13 protein-coding genes and 1 pseudogene are annotated in these 17,023 nt (G+C 62.0%); 8 read left to right on the top strand and 6 right to left on the bottom strand.

All coding sequences use genetic code 11. The features are described from left to right. The coding region (locus IHE39_RS18550; protein WP_192567504.1) for a zinc-binding dehydrogenase at positions 1-470 on the top strand (470 nt) is incomplete at its 5' end. A gap of 332 nt (positions 471-802) precedes the next feature. Here IHE39_RS18550 and IHE39_RS18545 read toward each other — a convergent pair. The 5 genes and pseudogenes from IHE39_RS18545 to IHE39_RS18525 form a co-directional block, all read right to left on the bottom strand. After that, positions 803-1,918 (bottom strand): Fic family protein, encoded by a 1,116-nt coding sequence (locus IHE39_RS18545; RefSeq protein ID WP_192567503.1) that lies wholly within the window; start codon positions 1,916-1,918, stop codon positions 803-805. 386 nt (positions 1,919-2,304) lie between these two features. Further along, positions 2,305-2,400: pseudogene (locus IHE39_RS30730) on the bottom strand (type II toxin-antitoxin system VapB family antitoxin); the annotation flags it as partial. Between the two features lie 763 nt (positions 2,401-3,163). Next, positions 3,164-3,874 (bottom strand): NIPSNAP family containing protein, encoded by a 711-nt coding sequence (locus IHE39_RS18535; protein WP_184771502.1) that lies wholly within the window; start codon positions 3,872-3,874, stop codon positions 3,164-3,166. 119 nt (positions 3,875-3,993) lie between these two features. Beyond that, positions 3,994-4,830 carry an ABC transporter permease gene (locus IHE39_RS18530; protein WP_184771503.1) on the bottom strand — a complete coding sequence of 279 codons (837 nt, stop codon included), beginning with the start codon at positions 4,828-4,830 and terminating at the stop codon, positions 3,994-3,996. Between the two features lie 32 nt (positions 4,831-4,862). Next, positions 4,863-5,684 (bottom strand): ABC transporter ATP-binding protein, encoded by an 822-nt coding sequence (locus IHE39_RS18525; RefSeq protein WP_184771505.1) that lies wholly within the window; start codon positions 5,682-5,684, stop codon positions 4,863-4,865. Between the two features lie 352 nt (positions 5,685-6,036). Between IHE39_RS18525 and IHE39_RS18520 the strand changes: the two genes are divergently transcribed. The 6 genes from IHE39_RS18520 to IHE39_RS18495 are packed head-to-tail and all read left to right on the top strand — an operon-like array spanning position 6,037 to position 13,852. Continuing rightward, the gene (locus IHE39_RS18520; protein WP_184771507.1) at positions 6,037-8,151 is read left to right on the top strand and encodes a hydantoinase/oxoprolinase family protein; all 2,115 of its coding nucleotides are present in this window, start codon (positions 6,037-6,039) and stop codon (positions 8,149-8,151) included. Further along, positions 8,148-10,343 (top strand): hydantoinase B/oxoprolinase family protein, encoded by a 2,196-nt coding sequence (locus tag IHE39_RS18515; protein WP_192567502.1) that lies wholly within the window; start codon positions 8,148-8,150, stop codon positions 10,341-10,343. Before IHE39_RS18520 ends, IHE39_RS18515 begins: the two co-directional genes overlap by 4 nt. Further along, on the top strand, positions 10,340-10,795 hold the full coding sequence (locus IHE39_RS18510; RefSeq protein WP_192567501.1) for a Zn-ribbon domain-containing OB-fold protein: 456 nt from the start codon (positions 10,340-10,342) through the stop codon (positions 10,793-10,795). The genes IHE39_RS18515 and IHE39_RS18510 overlap by 4 nt, the downstream gene beginning before the upstream one ends. Beyond that, positions 10,792-11,955: a thiolase C-terminal domain-containing protein gene (locus IHE39_RS18505; protein ID WP_192567500.1), complete on the top strand. Its 1,164-nt coding sequence runs from the start codon at positions 10,792-10,794 to the stop codon at positions 11,953-11,955. Before IHE39_RS18510 ends, IHE39_RS18505 begins: the two co-directional genes overlap by 4 nt. A 15-nt stretch (positions 11,956-11,970) precedes the next feature. Beyond that, positions 11,971-12,768, top strand: coding sequence for an SDR family NAD(P)-dependent oxidoreductase (locus IHE39_RS18500; RefSeq protein ID WP_184771515.1), 798 nt, complete (start codon positions 11,971-11,973; stop codon positions 12,766-12,768). 58 nt (positions 12,769-12,826) lie between these two features. Further along, a complete protein-coding gene (locus IHE39_RS18495; protein WP_184771516.1) occupies positions 12,827-13,852 on the top strand; it encodes an ABC transporter substrate-binding protein in 1,026 nt (341 codons plus the stop codon). On the opposite strand, the gene IHE39_RS18490 is transcribed toward IHE39_RS18495, so the two are convergent. Then, on the bottom strand, positions 13,815-14,798 hold the full coding sequence (locus IHE39_RS18490; RefSeq protein WP_192567499.1) for an IclR family transcriptional regulator: 984 nt from the start codon (positions 14,796-14,798) through the stop codon (positions 13,815-13,817). The genes IHE39_RS18495 and IHE39_RS18490 overlap by 38 nt on opposite strands. Positions 14,799-14,854: 56 nt before the next feature. Between IHE39_RS18490 and IHE39_RS18485 the strand changes: the two genes are divergently transcribed. Beyond that, complete coding sequence (locus tag IHE39_RS18485; protein ID WP_192567498.1) at positions 14,855-16,984, top strand: acetate--CoA ligase family protein; 2,130 nt, start codon at positions 14,855-14,857, stop codon at positions 16,982-16,984. The last annotated feature ends 39 nt before the right edge of the window (positions 16,985-17,023 follow it).

The following is a 17,023-nucleotide window of genomic DNA, read 5'->3' as shown; positions in this document are numbered from 1 at the left end:
ACAATGACCGCAAGGCCTGGGGCGAAAAGTTCGGCATGACGCATTTCGTCAATCCGAAGGAGGTCGAGGGCGACATCGTGCCTTACCTCGTCAACATGACCAAGCGTGGTGCCGACCAGATCGGCGGCGCCGACTACACCTTCGACTGCACCGGCAATGTCAAAGTGATGCGCCAGGCGCTCGAAGCCAGCCATCGCGGCTGGGGCGAAAGCATCGTCATCGGTGTCGCCGGTGCCGGCCAGGAGATCGCAACGCGGCCATTCCAGCTGGTCACCGGTGGGACCTGGAAGGGCACCGCCTTCGGTGGCGCACGTGGCCGCACCGACGTGCCGAAGATCGTCGAGTGGTACATGGAAGGCAAGATCCAGATCGACCCGTTGATCACCCACACCCTCAAGCTCGAAGACATCAACAAAGGCTTCGACCTGATGCACTCAGGCGAAAGCATCAGAAGCGCCGTGGTTTACTGAGCTCCCACTGCCGGCCAGGCCCCCATGGCCGGTCCCCTAAACGCCACGGCTTTTCGCCGGCCCTCAAGCCTCCCAGCTTGGCCCGCGTGTTCCCAAAGCCATGGCGTAGACCGGCGGTGCGTCCGAGGTTCCACAACCCCTCGGCCGCGCTGCGGGCATCTTTTTGAGCGGTGGCAGGTCGATGTCCCCAAGGTTATGCCGGGGCGGGACTCGCGTACAATTCGCAGCTGTCATGTTGCAGCGACCGCATAGAGGAAAGTATGCCGCGCTGACGGTGATTTTGGGAACCCTCATGGCGCATCTATTATGATCGACTGGGAACGGGAGAAGACCTATCCGTCAGAATCTGACACTTGGAGTGCGTAGCGCGTGTGCCTGCGCTCGCCCTTTTTTGTTAGGGCATGTTTGGCCACCAAGTCCTGCAAGTCTCTTGTCGCCGTGGCGCGGGACGCCTGTGTGATGGCGATATAGTTCTCGGCGCTGAGCCCCCCTTTGAAGCCGTCAATGCCCTCGCGGAACATCCGGGCGATGGCCTTTTCCTGGCGCTCGTTGAACTGATCTCGGTAGCGTTCGTAAAACTTGGCCTTGGCGATGGAGAATTCGACACGAGCGAGTGTTACGCGCTGAGCGTCAAGGATCGTGTTGGCAAAGTAGAGCAGCCATTCCGTTATCGCATTGCTCTTATTGCTGGCCTCCAGGTTGTCGTAATAGGCCTTGCGGTGGCGTTCGATCGTGTAGGCCAAGGCAATGAGGGTGGGCTCACCCAGGTTTTGCGCCAGAGCCTTTTCGCACAGAGCACGTCCTATGCGGCCATTACCGTCCTCGAACGGGTGAATGCTCTCGAAGTAAAGGTGCGCGATACCGGCACGTGTCAACGCAGGAAGCGGCATCTTGCCTTTGGGCGAAGTATCGTTGAACCACTTGGCGAAGGCGTCCATTTCAGTTTTTACACGCACCGAAGGGGGAGCTTCGAAATGAACTTTTGGCTTATCCAGCCGATTGGAAACGATCTGCATCGCATCGGCATGCTGGCGATAGTTGCCGATGGTCTCGAGACGCCGCTCACCCGACATCACCATCTTATGCCAAGCACAAAGTGTGCGATGCGTGAGCGGATCGGCAAAATGCAAATACACGTCGGCCATCATTTCAGCGATGCCGTGCTCCGCAGGCGGAACGCGCCTGGTCGTGCTGTCCAAACCAAGTTGCTGGCGCAAGGATGACTGCAGGCTTTCGCGATTGAGGTACTCCCCCTCAATCGCGGACGTCTTCAGTGCTTCTTCGCTGATGAGATCGACGCGAATCTGGTCGCGTTCGTGAGAGCCGACATGACGAAAGACACCCAGGAACTCGCCCGAGCGCAACAGGAACTCGCTTTCTAGCGGCTCCAGTACCTTACTGTCGTAGGAAAAATTCGGCCAGTCGGCCTGCTGCCAGTTCCATACCATGAGTTATAGGGCTCCATTCTATAGCTCACGATATGCGTAATTGTGAGTGATAGCAATCTTCCCTATGCCTCATACTTGGCGGCTTTGTGGCGCGGCACAAAGGTTGGACCCGTCGACTACAAACGTTGCCGTTCTGCCTCTTCTAGCAGAGTGATCACGTTCTCGACGGTTTCCTGAACTGACACCGAGTGACCGTTCCGATCTGAGTTTATCGCTGTTGTGAGTTGGCATCGCTGCCGATCACGAACACCACATTGGACATCATCGAGGCAGCCGGCCTCGGTCGGGGCATCTTCAGCATCGCTGGGGTGCTCAATCTTGTCGGCGAGCTCGTTTGCGTGAATTCACCGACAAGGGGAGGTACCGTACCAGGGGAGTTATGTTGGGCCGAGCCTGCGCATCCTCTCTTCGAGCGCACGTCGAGTGGCGACAGTGATTGTCTCACCTGTTCGTTCTGCAAGGCTGCGCGCAAGCTTAGAAATGAATTTGCACGACCATTTGGTGGACGGTGCGACGCAAACCCGCGGATAATGCTGTGCCCGACGCTCCGTGTCCTTGCTCCCTTCGCGGCCCACCCGGCCGGCGCCTTTTTCAAGGACCAATCGCTCTACTTGGCCGATATGGCCTCATCGGGCCGTAGGTGTCCGTGCCGCTGAATTTATCGCTGCCGATCGGTTGTTCACGTCTCGCTCCTATCGATGTTGCCAAAAGGGATGCGACAATTCGTTATGACAACGACGGGTTCCGCGTTGTCTTTAGCGCTTCCGGTTCCGATAAATCTTTTCGACTTCTTCTCGAGGGCTCGTGTTCTGCACGTCGCCATTTGGATTTGGCGCTGGATTGTCTCGCGTGTCCCTCGTCGGCTTGTCCTTGGGATCGGGCTGTTTGGGATTGGGCGACTTATCTGGTTTGGATTTGGACATCTGTGTGAGCTCCTTTTGCAGCAACAATTCGCGACTTCGAAAGATGGTTCCGCAAACTGGCAGACGCGGCATTCAATGTGCGCTTAGCAAATGACCGTAGCTAGAAGTGGGGGTGAAGCTGTTGCCGTCGACTCTGCTAACAGCGGCCGGCCGATTGTGGAGTTCCAGATCCGCATTGTCCGGATGGCGTGTCAGCCGAACTAAAGGCGTATGTTGGTTTGCGCCGAGTCGAGCGCGCCCGGGGGAGATTGATCTCGGCGTTGTCTCTCGATCTCAAGCCGTGTCATCGGCTAGCGACCGGTAACGTCGCTCGTCTGCTCTGTCATGCACAAGGCTGGACGCCAGTCTTGAGCGGAGAGGCAGGTGCCGAACACATCAGATGCCCGACCCAGTCGAGAGCGATATCTTTGGTCTTGGCGCGCCATGTCAGGAATGGCTGGCTGCCTTGCGCCTTGCTTACACGGGCCCAGTCGCTCCATTCCTGCATTGCCCAGATAAGCACCACTTCCGAGTCGTTGCGCATGGCGGTGCGAAATGCGCCGACGAGGTGGAGCCCAAGTTCCTTCGCCGGCCCGAGCCAATGCTCCGACACCAGTTGCAGATAGTCCTGTGCAAAGCCTGACTTGATGCTGACGATCTCATGCAAAAACACCTTGGCACCCACGACGGTGCCTTCGGCACAAAGCTGTTCGATAGGGGGCGAGCAAGGAGCTGCAATCAACACGCGGTCGAAGCCGCCGCTACGGTAGCTTTGCGCGGTGAGCCACCATGTCTCCAGGGCTTTGTCCTGCATGGTGTCGGTGCCTGTCTCATGCGCGAAACTGGCTGCAAGGCTCTCCCAGTCGTCGTACTCCCACAGGTTGACCACCTGAGGCCACTGCCCGGTACTGCCGAGCGTGCCCCAGACACCGAAGCACTTCTGATGGCGTTCGGCACTGTGCCGACCCCAGTCGGTCGTCATATGCCTGAAGTAGTTAGCCCGGTTGGCGCCAATGATGTCGATGTATTCGTGGATGTAGATCTTGGAACTCATTCGTGGCCTCCCACCGGTCACCGCTAGAAGGGCAGACGAAGAAAGATGCCCATTTCGCCAAACGCCGCCCGGAGCATCGAGCAATTGCATCTGAGGATACTTCGGTCGTTCCGCTGGACTTAGCGGGACCTCTTGGTCGACGACGCCGTCCAGGGCAGCATCACATGTCCCAGCCAGCGCACCAGCGAACTGAACAGGAAACCCATCAAGGCCACCGTGCAGATGCCGACATACATCCGGTTGGCTTGAAACAGCGACCACGAATGCCAGATGCGGTAGCCTATGCCCTGGCTTGCCTGGACGAACTCGACGCCGACGATGACCAGCACCGCCGTGCCGATGGCGATGCGCATGGAAATGAACAGCTGCGGCAGCAGCGCCGGCCAGGTGACGTGCCTGAACATGTTCCAACCCTTGGCGCCAAACGAACGGGCCGCCTCGTGGTAGTTCTCGGGGATGGCGAGCACCGCCTCCATGCATTGGATCCAGACCAGGAAGAACACGGTCATGCCGACGAGCAGCACGCTTGGCAGTTCGCCTAGGCCGAAGATCAACAGCAGCAGTGGCAGCAGGGCAAGCTTTGGCACCGTGTATAGCGCGGTGAGGAATGGCTCCAGCGCTGCGCGTGTCAGGCGCGACAGGCCGAGCAACAGCGCGGCGCCCAACCCGGTGAGGACGCCGATGGCGAAACCTGCAAGCACGCGAAGCGCGCTTGCCATCACATCTTGCTGCAACATGCCGGTGCGCGTCATCTCGACCGCCGACATGAAGATCGCGCTTGGTGCAGGGAAAAAGCGGGAATCGAGAAGGCCGGCGCGGGCACAGATCTCCCAGAGGATGAAGAACACGACAGGCGTGGCCATTGCCAGCACCTTTTCCTGCCTTTGCGCCCGGCGTGCATAACCGCGCGGGTCGCGCTCTGCTTCGCCCGGCCTGATAGTGATGGTCTTTTCCATGCTCGTCGCCTCCTCCGCGTCGATCTTGATTTTCAGGCAGCGTGCTTGCCGACCTGCTCGCGCAGCAGGTTCCAGATTTCCTGTTCGAGCTTGGCGAACATCGGCTCACCGCGGATTTCCGGCGCACGCGGCCGCGCGAACGGCACCTCGAATTCGGCGATGATGCGTCCCGGCCGCGCCGACATCACAACGACCCTGTCGCCGAGCAGCAGCGCTTCTTCGAGGCTGTGGGTGACGAAGACGACAGTGCGTCTGTCCTCTTGCCAAAGCGTCAGCAATTCGTCCTGCAGGATACGGCGGTGCTGGGCATCGAGCGCGGCGAAAGGTTCGTCCATCAAAAGGATTTCGGGCTCGACCGCCATGGCGCGGGCGATGGCGACGCGCTGCAGCATGCCGCCGGAGAGCGCCGGCGGATAGGCGTGGGCGAAGTCGGCAAGACCCATTTTGCCGAGCCACGCGGTCGCGCGCCTGTCGGCCTCGGCGCCGGCCATGCCGGTCATCTCCAGGCCGAAGCGGACATTGGCCTGGATCGTCTTCCACGGAAACACATTGTAATTCTGGAACACCATGGCGGTGGGGACCGCTCGCGTGCCGCTGGCGTGCACCAGGATCTCGCCCTCGCTTGGCTTGTGCAGGCCGGCGATCATCCTGAGCACCGTCGATTTGCCGCAACCTGACGGACCAACGAGGCAGACGAATTCGCCGCTCCGTATGTTGAGGTCGACACCGGCGAGCGCTTCGACATTGCCGTTGGCGTCATAACGCTTGCGCACGCCCCGCACCTCGATCTTGGCGGCTGCTTCGGCGACCAGCGGCATGGCCGTCGCAACGTCGGTTATGCGCAATGAGTTCATCTGTCGCTCCGTCAGGAAGTGCAGTTCGGTGGGCGCCCGCAGGCATTCGTGGACGAAAGGCTAGGCCGGCCAGCAACGTCAAAACAATCGCTTCCGCAGATTTTCCGGATAGCCGGAAAATTGCCGGTTGCGTTTGACAGCCTGCTCCGTTCGACGCCTAATCGACGTGTCTCAAGTGGTGGAAATCATTGCTGCTTTGGACGGCGGATGCGCTGCGGCGAAAGTTGTGCTCCGCAATGTTGTTTCAATCCCGCGCCGGGTTTCTGGCGGTCACAGCAGGCCACGAACGGTGAGCGCCAGGCGTTCGGCCGATGGCGGACTGCATCTTGAAGAATGATTTGCGAGATTGCACATGCAGATCGTCGGCATCGACACTGGCGGCACCTTTACCGACACGGTCATCCTGACTGCGGATGGACGCGTCGGCGTCGGCAAGGCGCTGACGACACACGGGCGGCTGATGGAAGGCGTGATTACCTCGCTTGGCGTCGCCTCGCGCTCGCTAGGCAAGAGCCTGCGCGAAATCCTCGACACCACCGACATCCTGTCGCACGGCACTACGGTTGGCCTCAATGCGCTTCTGACGGGTACAGGTGCCAAGGTCGGCCTGCTTGTAACTGCAGGCTTCGAGGCGACGCTGCCGATGGCACGCTCCAACAAGGTGCACGGCCTGCCCGACGAGGACAGCATCAATGCGCTCAAATGGCGTAAGCCGGAGCTGCTTGTTCCCCGCCGCCGCATCATCGGTGTGCGCGAACGCATCGATGTCGACGGCAATGTCATCGTGCCGCTGGACGAAGAGCAGGCCCGCCTCTCGATCCGCCAGCTCGTTGCGCGAGGTGCCGAGGCGATCGGCATCGCGCTGATGTGGTCGCCCGTCAATGGCAGTCACGAACGCCGCCTCGCCGAGCTCGTCGCCGAAGAGGCGCCAAGCCTGCATGTGACGCTGTCGAGCGAGCTTGCCCCGCGCATCGGTGAATACGAGCGGACCGCGACCGTCGCCATGAATGCCTATGTCGCGCCGCTTGTCCGCGACTACCTGACCTCGCTCGATGAGGCACTGCGCAATGAGGGATTTGGCGGCCTGTTCCTGATCGTGACCATGGGCGGCGGCGTGCGCCGCGCAAGCTCGCTGTGCGATGCACCGGTACATCTGCTTCAGTCAGGACCGGTGGGAGGCATCATGGCGGCTCGCCAGGTCGGCGCACGGCTCGGGCATGCCGATGTGCTCGCCACCGATGTTGGCGGGACCAGCTTCGATGTCGGCCTAGTCGTGGGGGGCGCTTTGCCTGCCGCTTCACGGCCACGCATCGACCGGCACAGCCTTGCCGTTCCGGCAATCGACCTTTCTTCGATCGGAACGGGTGGCGGCAGCATAGCTTACGTCGATCCCGAGCTTGGCGTGTTGCGCGTCGGCCCGCAAAGCGCGGGCTCGATGCCCGGCCCGGCCTGCTACGGCCGCGGCGGTGCGCAACCCACAGTGACCGATGCAGCCGTTGTTCTGGGCCATCTTGATCGCCTTGGCGGTGCACTCACGCTCGATCGCGCAGCGGCGCGATCAGCAATTGCGCCGCTAGCCAGCAGGCTCGGCTTGGAAGTTGAAGCGGCGGCCGAAGGGATATTGCGCGTCGCCAATGCACAGATGGCCGATCTCGTGCGTCGTGCCAGCGTTCAGCGCGGTCATGATCCTCGCAACTTCGTGCTTTACGCCTATGGCGGAGCGGCCCCCCAGCATGTCGGGCGCTACGCCGCCGAGATCGGTGTCAAGGCAATCGTCATACCGCGCCTTGCGCCGGAGTTTTCCGCCTGGGGTGCAGCCTCCAGCGATTTGCGGACATCCTATGAGATCGAGCTTCCCGCCCGACCGCTTCAGGATTTCCGCGACGGCGAGATCGAAGCATTCGGTCGGCTCGAGCAGCGCGCTCGAGGCGAATTTGAAGGGCTGGTGGAGGCAGGCCTGTCAGGTGCCATCGAGATCAAGCGCAAGATCGGCTTGAAATTCTCCCGCCAATTGCACCGCATCGACATCGAAGTACCAGTGTCGCGGCTCGGAAGCGCCGACATCGCCAATGCTGAAGCGGCATTCCGATCCCGTTACGAGCAGATCGTGGGCCGGGGCTCAGCCCACGCCAAAAGCGCCATCGAACTCGCGGCCATCGTTGTCGAGGCGCGCATGCCGATTGCCATGCCCAATGCCGCTCCAGCGCTGACGCGCGGCGTGCCTCTGCCGTCCCGGTACCGGAAGGCCTGGTTCCTGGGCCGTGAGTGGGAAACGCCTGTTTTTTTGTGGGACGAACTTGGCGCCCGCGCGGAGATATCAGGGCCTGCCTTCATCGAATCCGAGCAGACAACGGCAGTGATCCATCCCGGCCAGATGGCGACAATTGACGAGGACGGCAATCTCACCATCGCCGTGTATTCTGCCCACACGCGCTCGCTGTCGTCCAGGATCGAGGAATTCGCATGACGGTCGGCCCGATCGAACTCGAAATCATCCGCCACCGGCTGGAGGCCATCAATGCCGACGCCGGCGAGACGCTTGTCCGTGTCTCAGGTTCGCAGATCGCGTCCGAGGCGAGCGACTTCAACACCGCAATCATGACCGCCGACGGCACAGTGGTCTCATGCAGCAAATTTATTCTCGTTCAATCAACCTCGCTCAACCTGATCGTCCGCGACATCCTTGATCGCTACGGCGAAAACCCGGGCATTGGTCCCGGCGACCAGTTTCTCACCAATGACCCCTATCTCGGGACCCTGCATCAGCCCGACGTCACGCTGGTGGCGCCGTTCTTTGATGGCGAGCGGCTGGTCGCCTGGGCAGGATCGACAGTGCACGAGCCGGATGTCGGTGGGCCGGTCAGCGGCGGCTTCAACTATGCCGCCCGCTCGATTTTCGACGAAGCCATACCGATCCCGCCGATCAAGATCGTCGAGGCGGGCCGCATCCGCCGCGATATCGAGCGTGACTATCTTGCCCGCACCCGAACGCCCGAGCTCAACGCGCTCGACTTGCTGGGCCAGATCGCGGCGAACCGTGCATCCGAGCGCCAGGTGCTTGAGCTCTGCGCCGCCTATGGCACCAGCGGCCTCGTCGAGGCGATGGACAGGCTGCTTGCTTCAACTGAGGCGGCATTCCGCCGCCGCCTCGCCGAACTGCCTGACGGCGTCTGGCGCGAAAACTCTTTTATCCAGCATGAGCAGCGCAGCGGCGCCGACTATCTGCCGAACCAGGTCTATGCGGTCCGGCTCGTCATGGCCAAGACGGGCGACAGGCTCACCTTCGACTTCACCGCGAGTGACGATGAAGCGCCAGGAGCGGTCAACGCCACCTATCCGACACTGGCCAACTTCACCATGGCGGCAGTGCTCGTCCATATCTGCCAGGGACTGCCGTGGATGCCGGGCGCCATCTGGCGGACGATCGACCTCCGCACCCGCAAGCGGTCTGTGGTCGATGCCGAATGGCCGGCTGGCGTGGCGATGAGCACGGGTACCTCGGCCCAGGCGATCCGCAATTGCGTCAGCGGTTGCCTGGCCCGCTTGCTCGACGGTTCGGCAGCGCATGCGCACATGGCCATGGCGTCGTCGCAGTCGTCTGGTGCCGGTGGCATGTCGATTTCCGGACACAGGCTCGATGGCAGTCCCTTCACCACGCTGTTTCTGGATGAGCTGAGCGGCGGCGGCGGCGCCACCTGCAATGCCGATGGAAGCGACACATCAGGCACTGCGACGTCACCGGGTGCTACGCCCTCGAACCTCGAAACCAACGAAGCATATTATCCGGTGCTCTATCTGACGCGCCGCGAACTTGCCGATTCAGGCGGGCCGGGCAGGCGCCGTGGCGGTGTCGGCGCGATGCATGCCTATCGTCCGCATCAGACGCAGCGTTCGATCGCTCTGTTGTCCATGGCGCAAGGATTGCAGCATCCAGCGACCATGGGGGCGGCCGGTGGCGAGCCCGGATTGCCGAGCGGCTTTGCCATCATGAGCAGCGACGTGCCTATAGCAGACTCGAAAGGCTGGTCGGATCTTGCGGATGTCACTGATGTTCGGCTGCCGGATGCTGCGACCAGGCTCCACCCCGATCAGATACTGGTCACGTCCTCGCAAGGCGGGGGTGGCTTCGGCGATCCGCTCGAGCGCGATCCAACTGCTGTTGCTGTTGATGTGCTCGATGGCCTTGTCAGCGTCGGCGGTGCGTTGCGCGACTTTGGGGTGGTCCTGCGCCTCGACGACGACCGGGCAGTGATCGACTATGCCGCGTCGGAGGCGGAGCGACAAGCGCGCCTCAGGGCCCGGCTCGGCGGTCGCAAGCCGCGCAAGGGTAAAGGTCCGGTCAGCGGACGTCGACTTTCCAGCCATTTCCGGGCTGTCGAAGCGCCCGGCGGCGAACAGGTAGTATGCGCCAGCTGCGGCCATGGCATCTGCAACGTGGGTGCCGGCATCTATGCTTGCCTTGACGTTTACGAAGCGGCGGCAGGCGAGCGATCGGCCATCACCGATCGCTATCCCGGAAGTGAGCGTTTCCGCATCCGCCATTTCTATTGTCCCGGCTGTGCCCGACAGGTCGACGTCCAGGTCGCGCTCGCAGGTGAACCGGTACTCGAGGCGATTGAATTGCCGGCCCTCGGCAAACCGACAGAGGCAAGACCATGACAGCCATCCCTTTGCCCTACGGCGACGATCCCGACACAAAGGGTTTTTGGGACGCGACCCGTGACAAGCGCCTGGTCGTGCAACGCTGCAAGGCCTGCTCCCATTGTCAGTTTCCGCCCCATCCGTTCTGCGCTCAGTGCGCCCATGACGAAACAGAATGGGTCGAAGCGGCGGGCAGGGGGCAAGTGTGGTCGTTCGGTATTGCCCACGGCCCGACGCTGCCAGGTTTCCAAAATCTGGTGCCATATCCGATGATCGTCGTCGAACTCGAAGAACGCCCACATATCCGCATGGTCGGCAGCCTGGTCGCCGCACCCGACGCTTCCATCAACAGCGTTCCAGCTTCGGCCATCCGCATCGGCCTGCCGGTCGATATCACCTTCACCGCCGTCTCCGACGACATCACTCTGCCGCGCTGGATGCCGCGCGCATCCGAGAGTCTCAAGCCATGACCGATACGATCTTCCTCAAGGACCGCACGGCAATCGTTGGCATTGGCGAGACTGCTTTTGGCAAGGCGATGGCGCAGAGCGAGGAGCAGCTTGCCTGTATGGCGATCAAGGCGGCACTCGATGACGCGGGCATCTCGCCGTCGGAGGTCGATGGGCTGTGTTCGCTCAACATGGAAAATGTCTTCCAGCATGACATTGCGCGCGACCTCGGCATGAAGGAGGTGACCTATTATGCGCAGATGCCCGCCGGCGGTCATGGCGGTTGCGGCACTGTCGGTCACGCCGCTATGGCAATCGCCACCGGCCAGGCCAACGTCGTGGTTGGTTGGCGCTCGCGCAAGCGCAGCGGCCGGGCAAGCCGGGTCTGGGCCCAACTGGAACAGCGCATCCAGGGCAGCCGCGACACCTGGTTAAGACCCTGGGGCATCATCCGGCCGGTCGACGAGGTCGGCGTGATGTACACCCGATACATGCACGAGTTCGGGGCCACCCGCGATCATCTCGCCAATGTCGCATTGGCATTCCGAAGCCATGCCAATCGCAATTCCAATGCCTTCATGTATGCCAAGCCGATGAGCCGCGAGGACTATTTCGCCGCGCGCTGGGTCAGCGAGCCGTTGTGCCTGTTTGATTGTTGCCTTGAGACCGACGGCGCGATCGCATTCGTCGTAACCTCGTCGGAGCGCGCCAGGGATTGCCGCACCAGGCCTGTCTACATCCATGCCGCAGCTCAGGGCTTTGACGGCGGCAGTGCCATCCTTGCCAACTACTTCACGGCCGATCCGATGCGCTCGCAGGCTGCGACCTGCGCGAAGTCGCTGTGGCGCCAGAGCGACTTCCGCGCCTCCGACATCAAGGTGGCGCAGTTCTACGACGCCTTCACGCCAGAGGTGTTCTTCACGCTTGAAGGCTATGGCTTTTGCGGGCGAGGCGAAGGCGCGGCCTTCACCGAGGACGGCGGCATCGCGCTTGGTGGGCGCCTGCCGGTCAACACTGGCGGCGGCAGCCTCTCGGAGGTCTATCTGCATGGGTTCAACATGATCAGCGAAGGCGTGAAGCAGATGCGCGGCAGCTCGACCGGGCAGGTCGACAACGCCGACTGCTGCTTTGTGAGCTCAAGCGATCTGGGCCCGACCTCCGCGGTCGTGCTGCGCAACTGAGATGGAGGGCTAACGATGCACGACACTATCGTCTGGATCAGCGGTGCGACGCAGGGCGTCGGCCTCGGGCTTGCCCGCAACGTTCCTTTCGCCAAAGCCCGAGTCATCAATCTGTCGCGCCGCAAGCACCCCGATTACGAGAGCGTCACGTTCGACCTGGCCGACCCCTCGACGTGGGATCGTATCCGCGGCCATTTCATTCGGGAATTGGCTGCGTTTCGCGGCAAACGCGCCATCTTCATCCACAACGCATATTATTCCGAAGCGATCGGCGTGGTCGGCAAGGTCTCCTCGCAGACGTATGAAAAGGGCGTGCTTGCAAATCTCGCCGCACCCTTCGTGCTTGCCGAAGCGTTTCTCGACGCTTGCCGTCCGGGCTACGAGGCAGGACTGGTAATGCTCTCGTCTGGTGCAGCGGTGGCTGCGCTCGAAGGTCTTGCCACCTACTGTGCCTCCAAGGTTGCGATCGAACACTGGGTCGAAGTTGTCGCGCGCGAGCGTGAAAGCCGCGGCGGAACCGGACCGTGGGTGGTGGCCGTGCGGCCGGGCGGCGTCGACACGCCGGCCCTGCGCGCCGCATCCGAAGTCGATCCCGAGCTTTATCCGCGCGTGGCGAGCCTTAAGCGCAACATTGCCAATCGCGTCGACATCGACACAGCCGGCAGGCGGATCTGGGCGGCGTTGCCGCCAGCTCCGGATACAGCGGTCATCTCGTTCGCCGAGCCACCTAGCGACCCGGCATTCCACTTCGGTGGACCGCGCATAAGGCAACTCGCCGGGTCGAGCTGGAAGCTGGTCTACGACGCCGGCTGATGATGAGTTTGCCGACCGGTGGAGGCCGGCGGCCAAGAGGATCAACAGGGAGGAAGCAATGAAATCTCTATGGAAGAAGCTGGCGCTTGCCGCCGCCATGATCGGGGTCAGCTTCGGCGTCCATGCCGAGGGCTCTGACGCGCCCAAGCCACTGCCGCAGCGCGAGAAGGTGATCGTCGCCATGACCGCCAAGGTCGAGGCATACATACCGATGCTCCTTGCCGAGCGAATGGGTGAGTTCGACAAGGAAAACATCGACATCGAATACACCTTCGCCAAGTCGAGCGACGGCATCGTGCTCCTGTCCACAGGTCGCGCTGACGTGCTTGGCGGCCAGCCGAGCGCGGCCGTCTTCAACGCCATCGCCAGTGGGGCCGACATTCGTGTGGTGGCGCCGCTCTTCGTCCAGTCGCCGGCGTCGAAGCAGGGGATCTGGGCCAACAACGCCTTTCTCAACGGCCGCAAGTTCACCGTCGATCTGTTCAAGGACCAGACCGTCGCCAGCGCCATCGGCCTTGGCTCGACGGCCTCCTACTTCCTGCAGACGGAACTGGAGAAAGTCGGCCTGTCGCTCAAGGACGTGAAGTTCCAGACCATGGCTTCGCCGGACATCCTGGTGGCGCTTGAGAACGGTGCCGTCAATTTCGGTTATCTGATCGATTCCATCTGGCAGAAGGCTGATGAATCCAAGGTGTCGCTGGCCTTCGTCCAGGGACCGGAGATGTCGGCAGGCTCGTGGAGCTTTGGCCCGCGCCTGCTCAAGGAACGCCGCGACGTCGGTGAGGCGGTGATGCGGGCGCTGGTACGCACGACGCGCACCTATCTCCAGGGCGACTACCATAACAACCCTGAGATCATGAAGATCATGCTCGAGGAACTGCAGCTGCCCGAGGAGACGCTGAAGAAGGGTGTCTCGCTGACCTTCGATCCTAATCTCTACATGCCGGCCGATCTCGCCATGCGCCTGCAAAAGACTTACGCGCTCATTCCCGAGGTGCTGTCTTACAGCGAGCTGATGCCGGAGGATCGCGTTGTCGACCAGGGCTTCATTGCTGCCGCGGGAATTCCCATTCCGGCGAAATAGGCAGGTCGTCATTGGCCCGGTGCAATTCCGCGAGGCGTTGGTGCCGGGTCGCTATCTGCCTGAGGGTGGACCCTAGCGCAGCCGTGCCGGGGCTCTCCTCGGGGGCGTTGCTGATAAGCCCCACGGCGACCGGGATACGCATGAACTTCGACTGGAAGGATGCCGCGACCGCGGTCACGCCTTCCGCCGAGAAGCCGCGGGAGGTGGCATAACCTTGTTTGCGAACCGATCTGACCTTGTCGAGCAGTGCTGTCACGCTGGCTGTGCGCCTGGCCGGCGGTTCGGTGCGGAACATGCGCTTGGCAATCTCCACCACCATCTCCTGCGGCTTGCCCGACAAAAGCGCCATGCCCGCCGCTGTCGACCAGTCGTAATCGGTAAAGCCTTCGACATGGACGCCTGCGTGAAAATCGGAGCCGGGAATGATCGCCGAACACTGGACCCAGCGGTCGTTTTGCATACACAGCCACACTGTCAGACCGGTGCGGCGATGAACCTCGTCCATCAAGTCGGAAACCGCCGTACCACCGAAGAAGGAACCTTCGAGGCGCCGGGCGAGCGTGACGATCCGGTAGGATGGCAGGTAGACCTTCTGGCGCGGGTCGAAGGCGAGGTAGCCAGTGCGCACCAAGGTCTTCAAAATGTCGTCGGCGCTGGAGTTGGGGATGGCGAGCGCACGGCTGATCTCGGTCGTTCGCGCCGGCCGCGGATTGGCCTGGAAGTATTCGAGTACAGAAAGCACGCGCAGACTGGATTTCACCACACCGCCAGAACGGTCGTTGGTGACGCCCCGCAGCAGTTCGTTGGGTTCTTCGAATCCCAACTCCGCCCGTCTCGCCGTGCTGGCCGCGGATCCCATGGCGCTCTCCTCTCCTTGCGCCGGTATGCCGACGCAGAGCGTTTCGTGCGCAGCTTGGCACCTCACCAGGAACTTGAATTCGGCCATTTGGCCTAGGCCAATTGCCCGTCAATCCGAAAACCCTACCGAAAGACCCCGACATCATGCAGACCATGCCACAGGCAATCCGGCACGCCCGCGACGAACTCGATCTCAGTCTGGCCGATCTCCAGCGCATGTTCCGCAAGAAGACCGGGATCGCCTATGTCGGCCGTGTCGATGCGTCGCCGCAGGCGCACAGCTGGTTTCGGCGCTTCGGCGAGGATGTTCGATTCTGCTACGTCAATCCGCGCGGTGGCGAGGCCGGCGGCGTACCCGTCTTCACTTCGATGGCAGAGGTGCCTGACTACATCGACCTCGCCGTGGTCAAGGTGGCGCCGGCGATCGTTCCGCAGGTGATCGCCGATTGCGGTCGCCGCGGCGTGCGCGACGTCATTGTCTTCAGCTCCGGTTTTTCGGAAGTGGGTGCTGAAGGTGCTGCTCTTGAGGCCAAGGTCGCCGAGGCGGCGCGCGAACATGGCGTGCGCGTCATCGGGCCGAACACCAACGACAATACCTTCGAGCAATTTCCCGTACCCGAGCATCATCGCGGCGGCCTGATCGGGTTGGTCACCCAAAGCGGCTTCAACGGCCGGCCCGTTGTCGAGGGCGTCGCCATGGGGGCAGCCTTTCGGCGCTGGGTGACGGTAGGCAACGAGGTCGATCTCGAGGTTGCCGACTTCATCAACTACTTTGCCCACGATCCGCAGACGTCAGTCATCGCTGCCTATGTCGAGGGCTTCAAGTCGATCGCCAAGCTCAGGCTGGCGCTTGAGGCGGCGAACGCAATGAACAAGCCGGTGGTCATGCTGAAAATGGGGTCGACCGAGCGAGGTGCGCGCATGGCCGCTTCGCACACCGGCCACCTCGCTGGGGCGGATGCGGTCATCAACGGCTTGTTCAAGCAATATGGCGTGATCCGGGTCCGCGATCTCGACGAGTTGCTCGAAACAGCCAATCTGCTGGCCAAGCTGCGGGCGGGCCCGGGCCCCAACTGTGCGCTCTATTCGGTTTCGGGGGGCTCAACGACGCTGATGGCCGAGCTGGCCGATAGCTATGGCGTGAGCTTTCCCGAAATGTCGCTGCCGACGATTGAGAAGCTTTACACCTACCTGCCCAACTACGTCACTGTCTCCAATCCGATAGACAATGGCGGCGGCTTTGTCATCGCTGCCCCGCAGCAACAGCGTATCGAAGTGCTCGAAACCATCGCCGCTGACCCCAACGTCGACGTAATCGTGGTTGGGCTGACAGCAGCACTTGGACTGCTCTCCGACAGTTTCGCCGCCGACGTGCTGGCTTTTGCACCCCGCTCACCCAAGCCCATCGTTGCGGTATGGGGATCGGTGCTGACGGACAGTCCCGGCTATCGTGACCTGGTCAAATCCGGCGTGCCGATCTTCCGCTCGTTCCGCAAATGCTTCCGCGCCATGCGCGCGCGGGCCGACTACGAGGCTGCGAAGGGGGCATTCCGGCGCCGCTCGTGGCAAGCAACGCCGTTGTCCGTCGCCCAGCAGATAGCGTTACGACAGAATGGCTTGCTTGACAGCGGGCAGGCCGCCGCCCTGCTTGAAGGTGCTGGGATAGACCGTGCGCAAGAATGCCTCGTGACCTCGCCCACGGAAGCTGCCGACAGGCTCGCGGATTTGGGCGGGCGGGTCGTCATGAAGCTTGCCTCGCCCGATATCGCGCACAAATCGGACGCCGGATTGGTGGAGCTCGGAATAACCGACGATACAATGGCTGCCAGTGTGTTTGATGTGCTGATTGCAAAGGCCAAGGCTCATGCTCCCGATGCCAGGATCGAAGGGGTTTTGATGCAGGAGCAGATCGGCTCGGGTGTCGAAATGATCGTTGGCCTGACACAGGATCCCGACCTTGGCCCCACGATCACCGTCGGAGCAGGCGGCATCTATGCCGAGATACTGAAGGATGCCGCCACGCGCCCTTTGCCTGTAGACAGGGACGACATTCGCGAAATGATCGCAAGTCTCAGGCTTTCCCCGCTGCTTGAAGGTGCCCGAGGTGCTGCTCCATCGAACAAGGAAGCGCTTGTCGATTTGGTCTTTCGGACCGCGCAACTGGGGCTTGCAGCAGGCCCGCGCATCGTGGAGCTGGACCTGAATCCGGTAATTGTCTTGCCAACCCGTGCGGTGGCCGTGGACGCTCTGGTTATTAGTCGCATCACCGACTGATACGGGCCATCGGTACTTCCGTATTGGCGACCCCGCCGG

The sequence above is a fragment of the Aminobacter carboxidus genome, assembly GCF_014863355.1.
Taxonomy (GTDB): domain Bacteria; phylum Pseudomonadota; class Alphaproteobacteria; order Rhizobiales; family Rhizobiaceae; genus Aminobacter; species Aminobacter carboxidus.
Note: the sequence above shows the minus strand (reverse complement) of the source record. Positions and strands in the feature narration are given on the sequence as shown.

Excerpts from the sequence above, each read along its gene's own strand:
- IHE39_RS18490 (WP_192567499.1), bottom strand. The coding sequence starts at position 14,798 with ATGGCCGAATTCAAGTTCCTGGTGAGGTGCCAAGCTGCGCACGAAACG.
- IHE39_RS18530 (WP_184771503.1), bottom strand. The coding sequence starts at position 4,830 with ATGGAAAAGACCATCACTATCAGGCCGGGCGAAGCAGAGCGCGACCCG.
- IHE39_RS18500 (WP_184771515.1), top strand. The coding sequence starts at position 11,971 with ATGCACGACACTATCGTCTGGATCAGCGGTGCGACGCAGGGCGTCGGC.
- IHE39_RS18495 (WP_184771516.1), top strand. The coding sequence starts at position 12,827 with ATGAAATCTCTATGGAAGAAGCTGGCGCTTGCCGCCGCCATGATCGGG.
- IHE39_RS18545 (WP_192567503.1), bottom strand. The coding sequence starts at position 1,918 with ATGGTATGGAACTGGCAGCAGGCCGACTGGCCGAATTTTTCCTACGAC.
- IHE39_RS18525 (WP_184771505.1), bottom strand. The coding sequence starts at position 5,684 with ATGAACTCATTGCGCATAACCGACGTTGCGACGGCCATGCCGCTGGTC.
- IHE39_RS18510 (WP_192567501.1), top strand. The coding sequence starts at position 10,340 with ATGACAGCCATCCCTTTGCCCTACGGCGACGATCCCGACACAAAGGGT.
- IHE39_RS18485 (WP_192567498.1), top strand. The coding sequence starts at position 14,855 with ATGCAGACCATGCCACAGGCAATCCGGCACGCCCGCGACGAACTCGAT.
- IHE39_RS18515 (WP_192567502.1), top strand. The coding sequence starts at position 8,148 with ATGACGGTCGGCCCGATCGAACTCGAAATCATCCGCCACCGGCTGGAG.
- IHE39_RS18505 (WP_192567500.1), top strand. The coding sequence starts at position 10,792 with ATGACCGATACGATCTTCCTCAAGGACCGCACGGCAATCGTTGGCATT.
- IHE39_RS18535 (WP_184771502.1), bottom strand. The coding sequence starts at position 3,874 with ATGAGTTCCAAGATCTACATCCACGAATACATCGACATCATTGGCGCC.
- IHE39_RS18520 (WP_184771507.1), top strand. The coding sequence starts at position 6,037 with ATGCAGATCGTCGGCATCGACACTGGCGGCACCTTTACCGACACGGTC.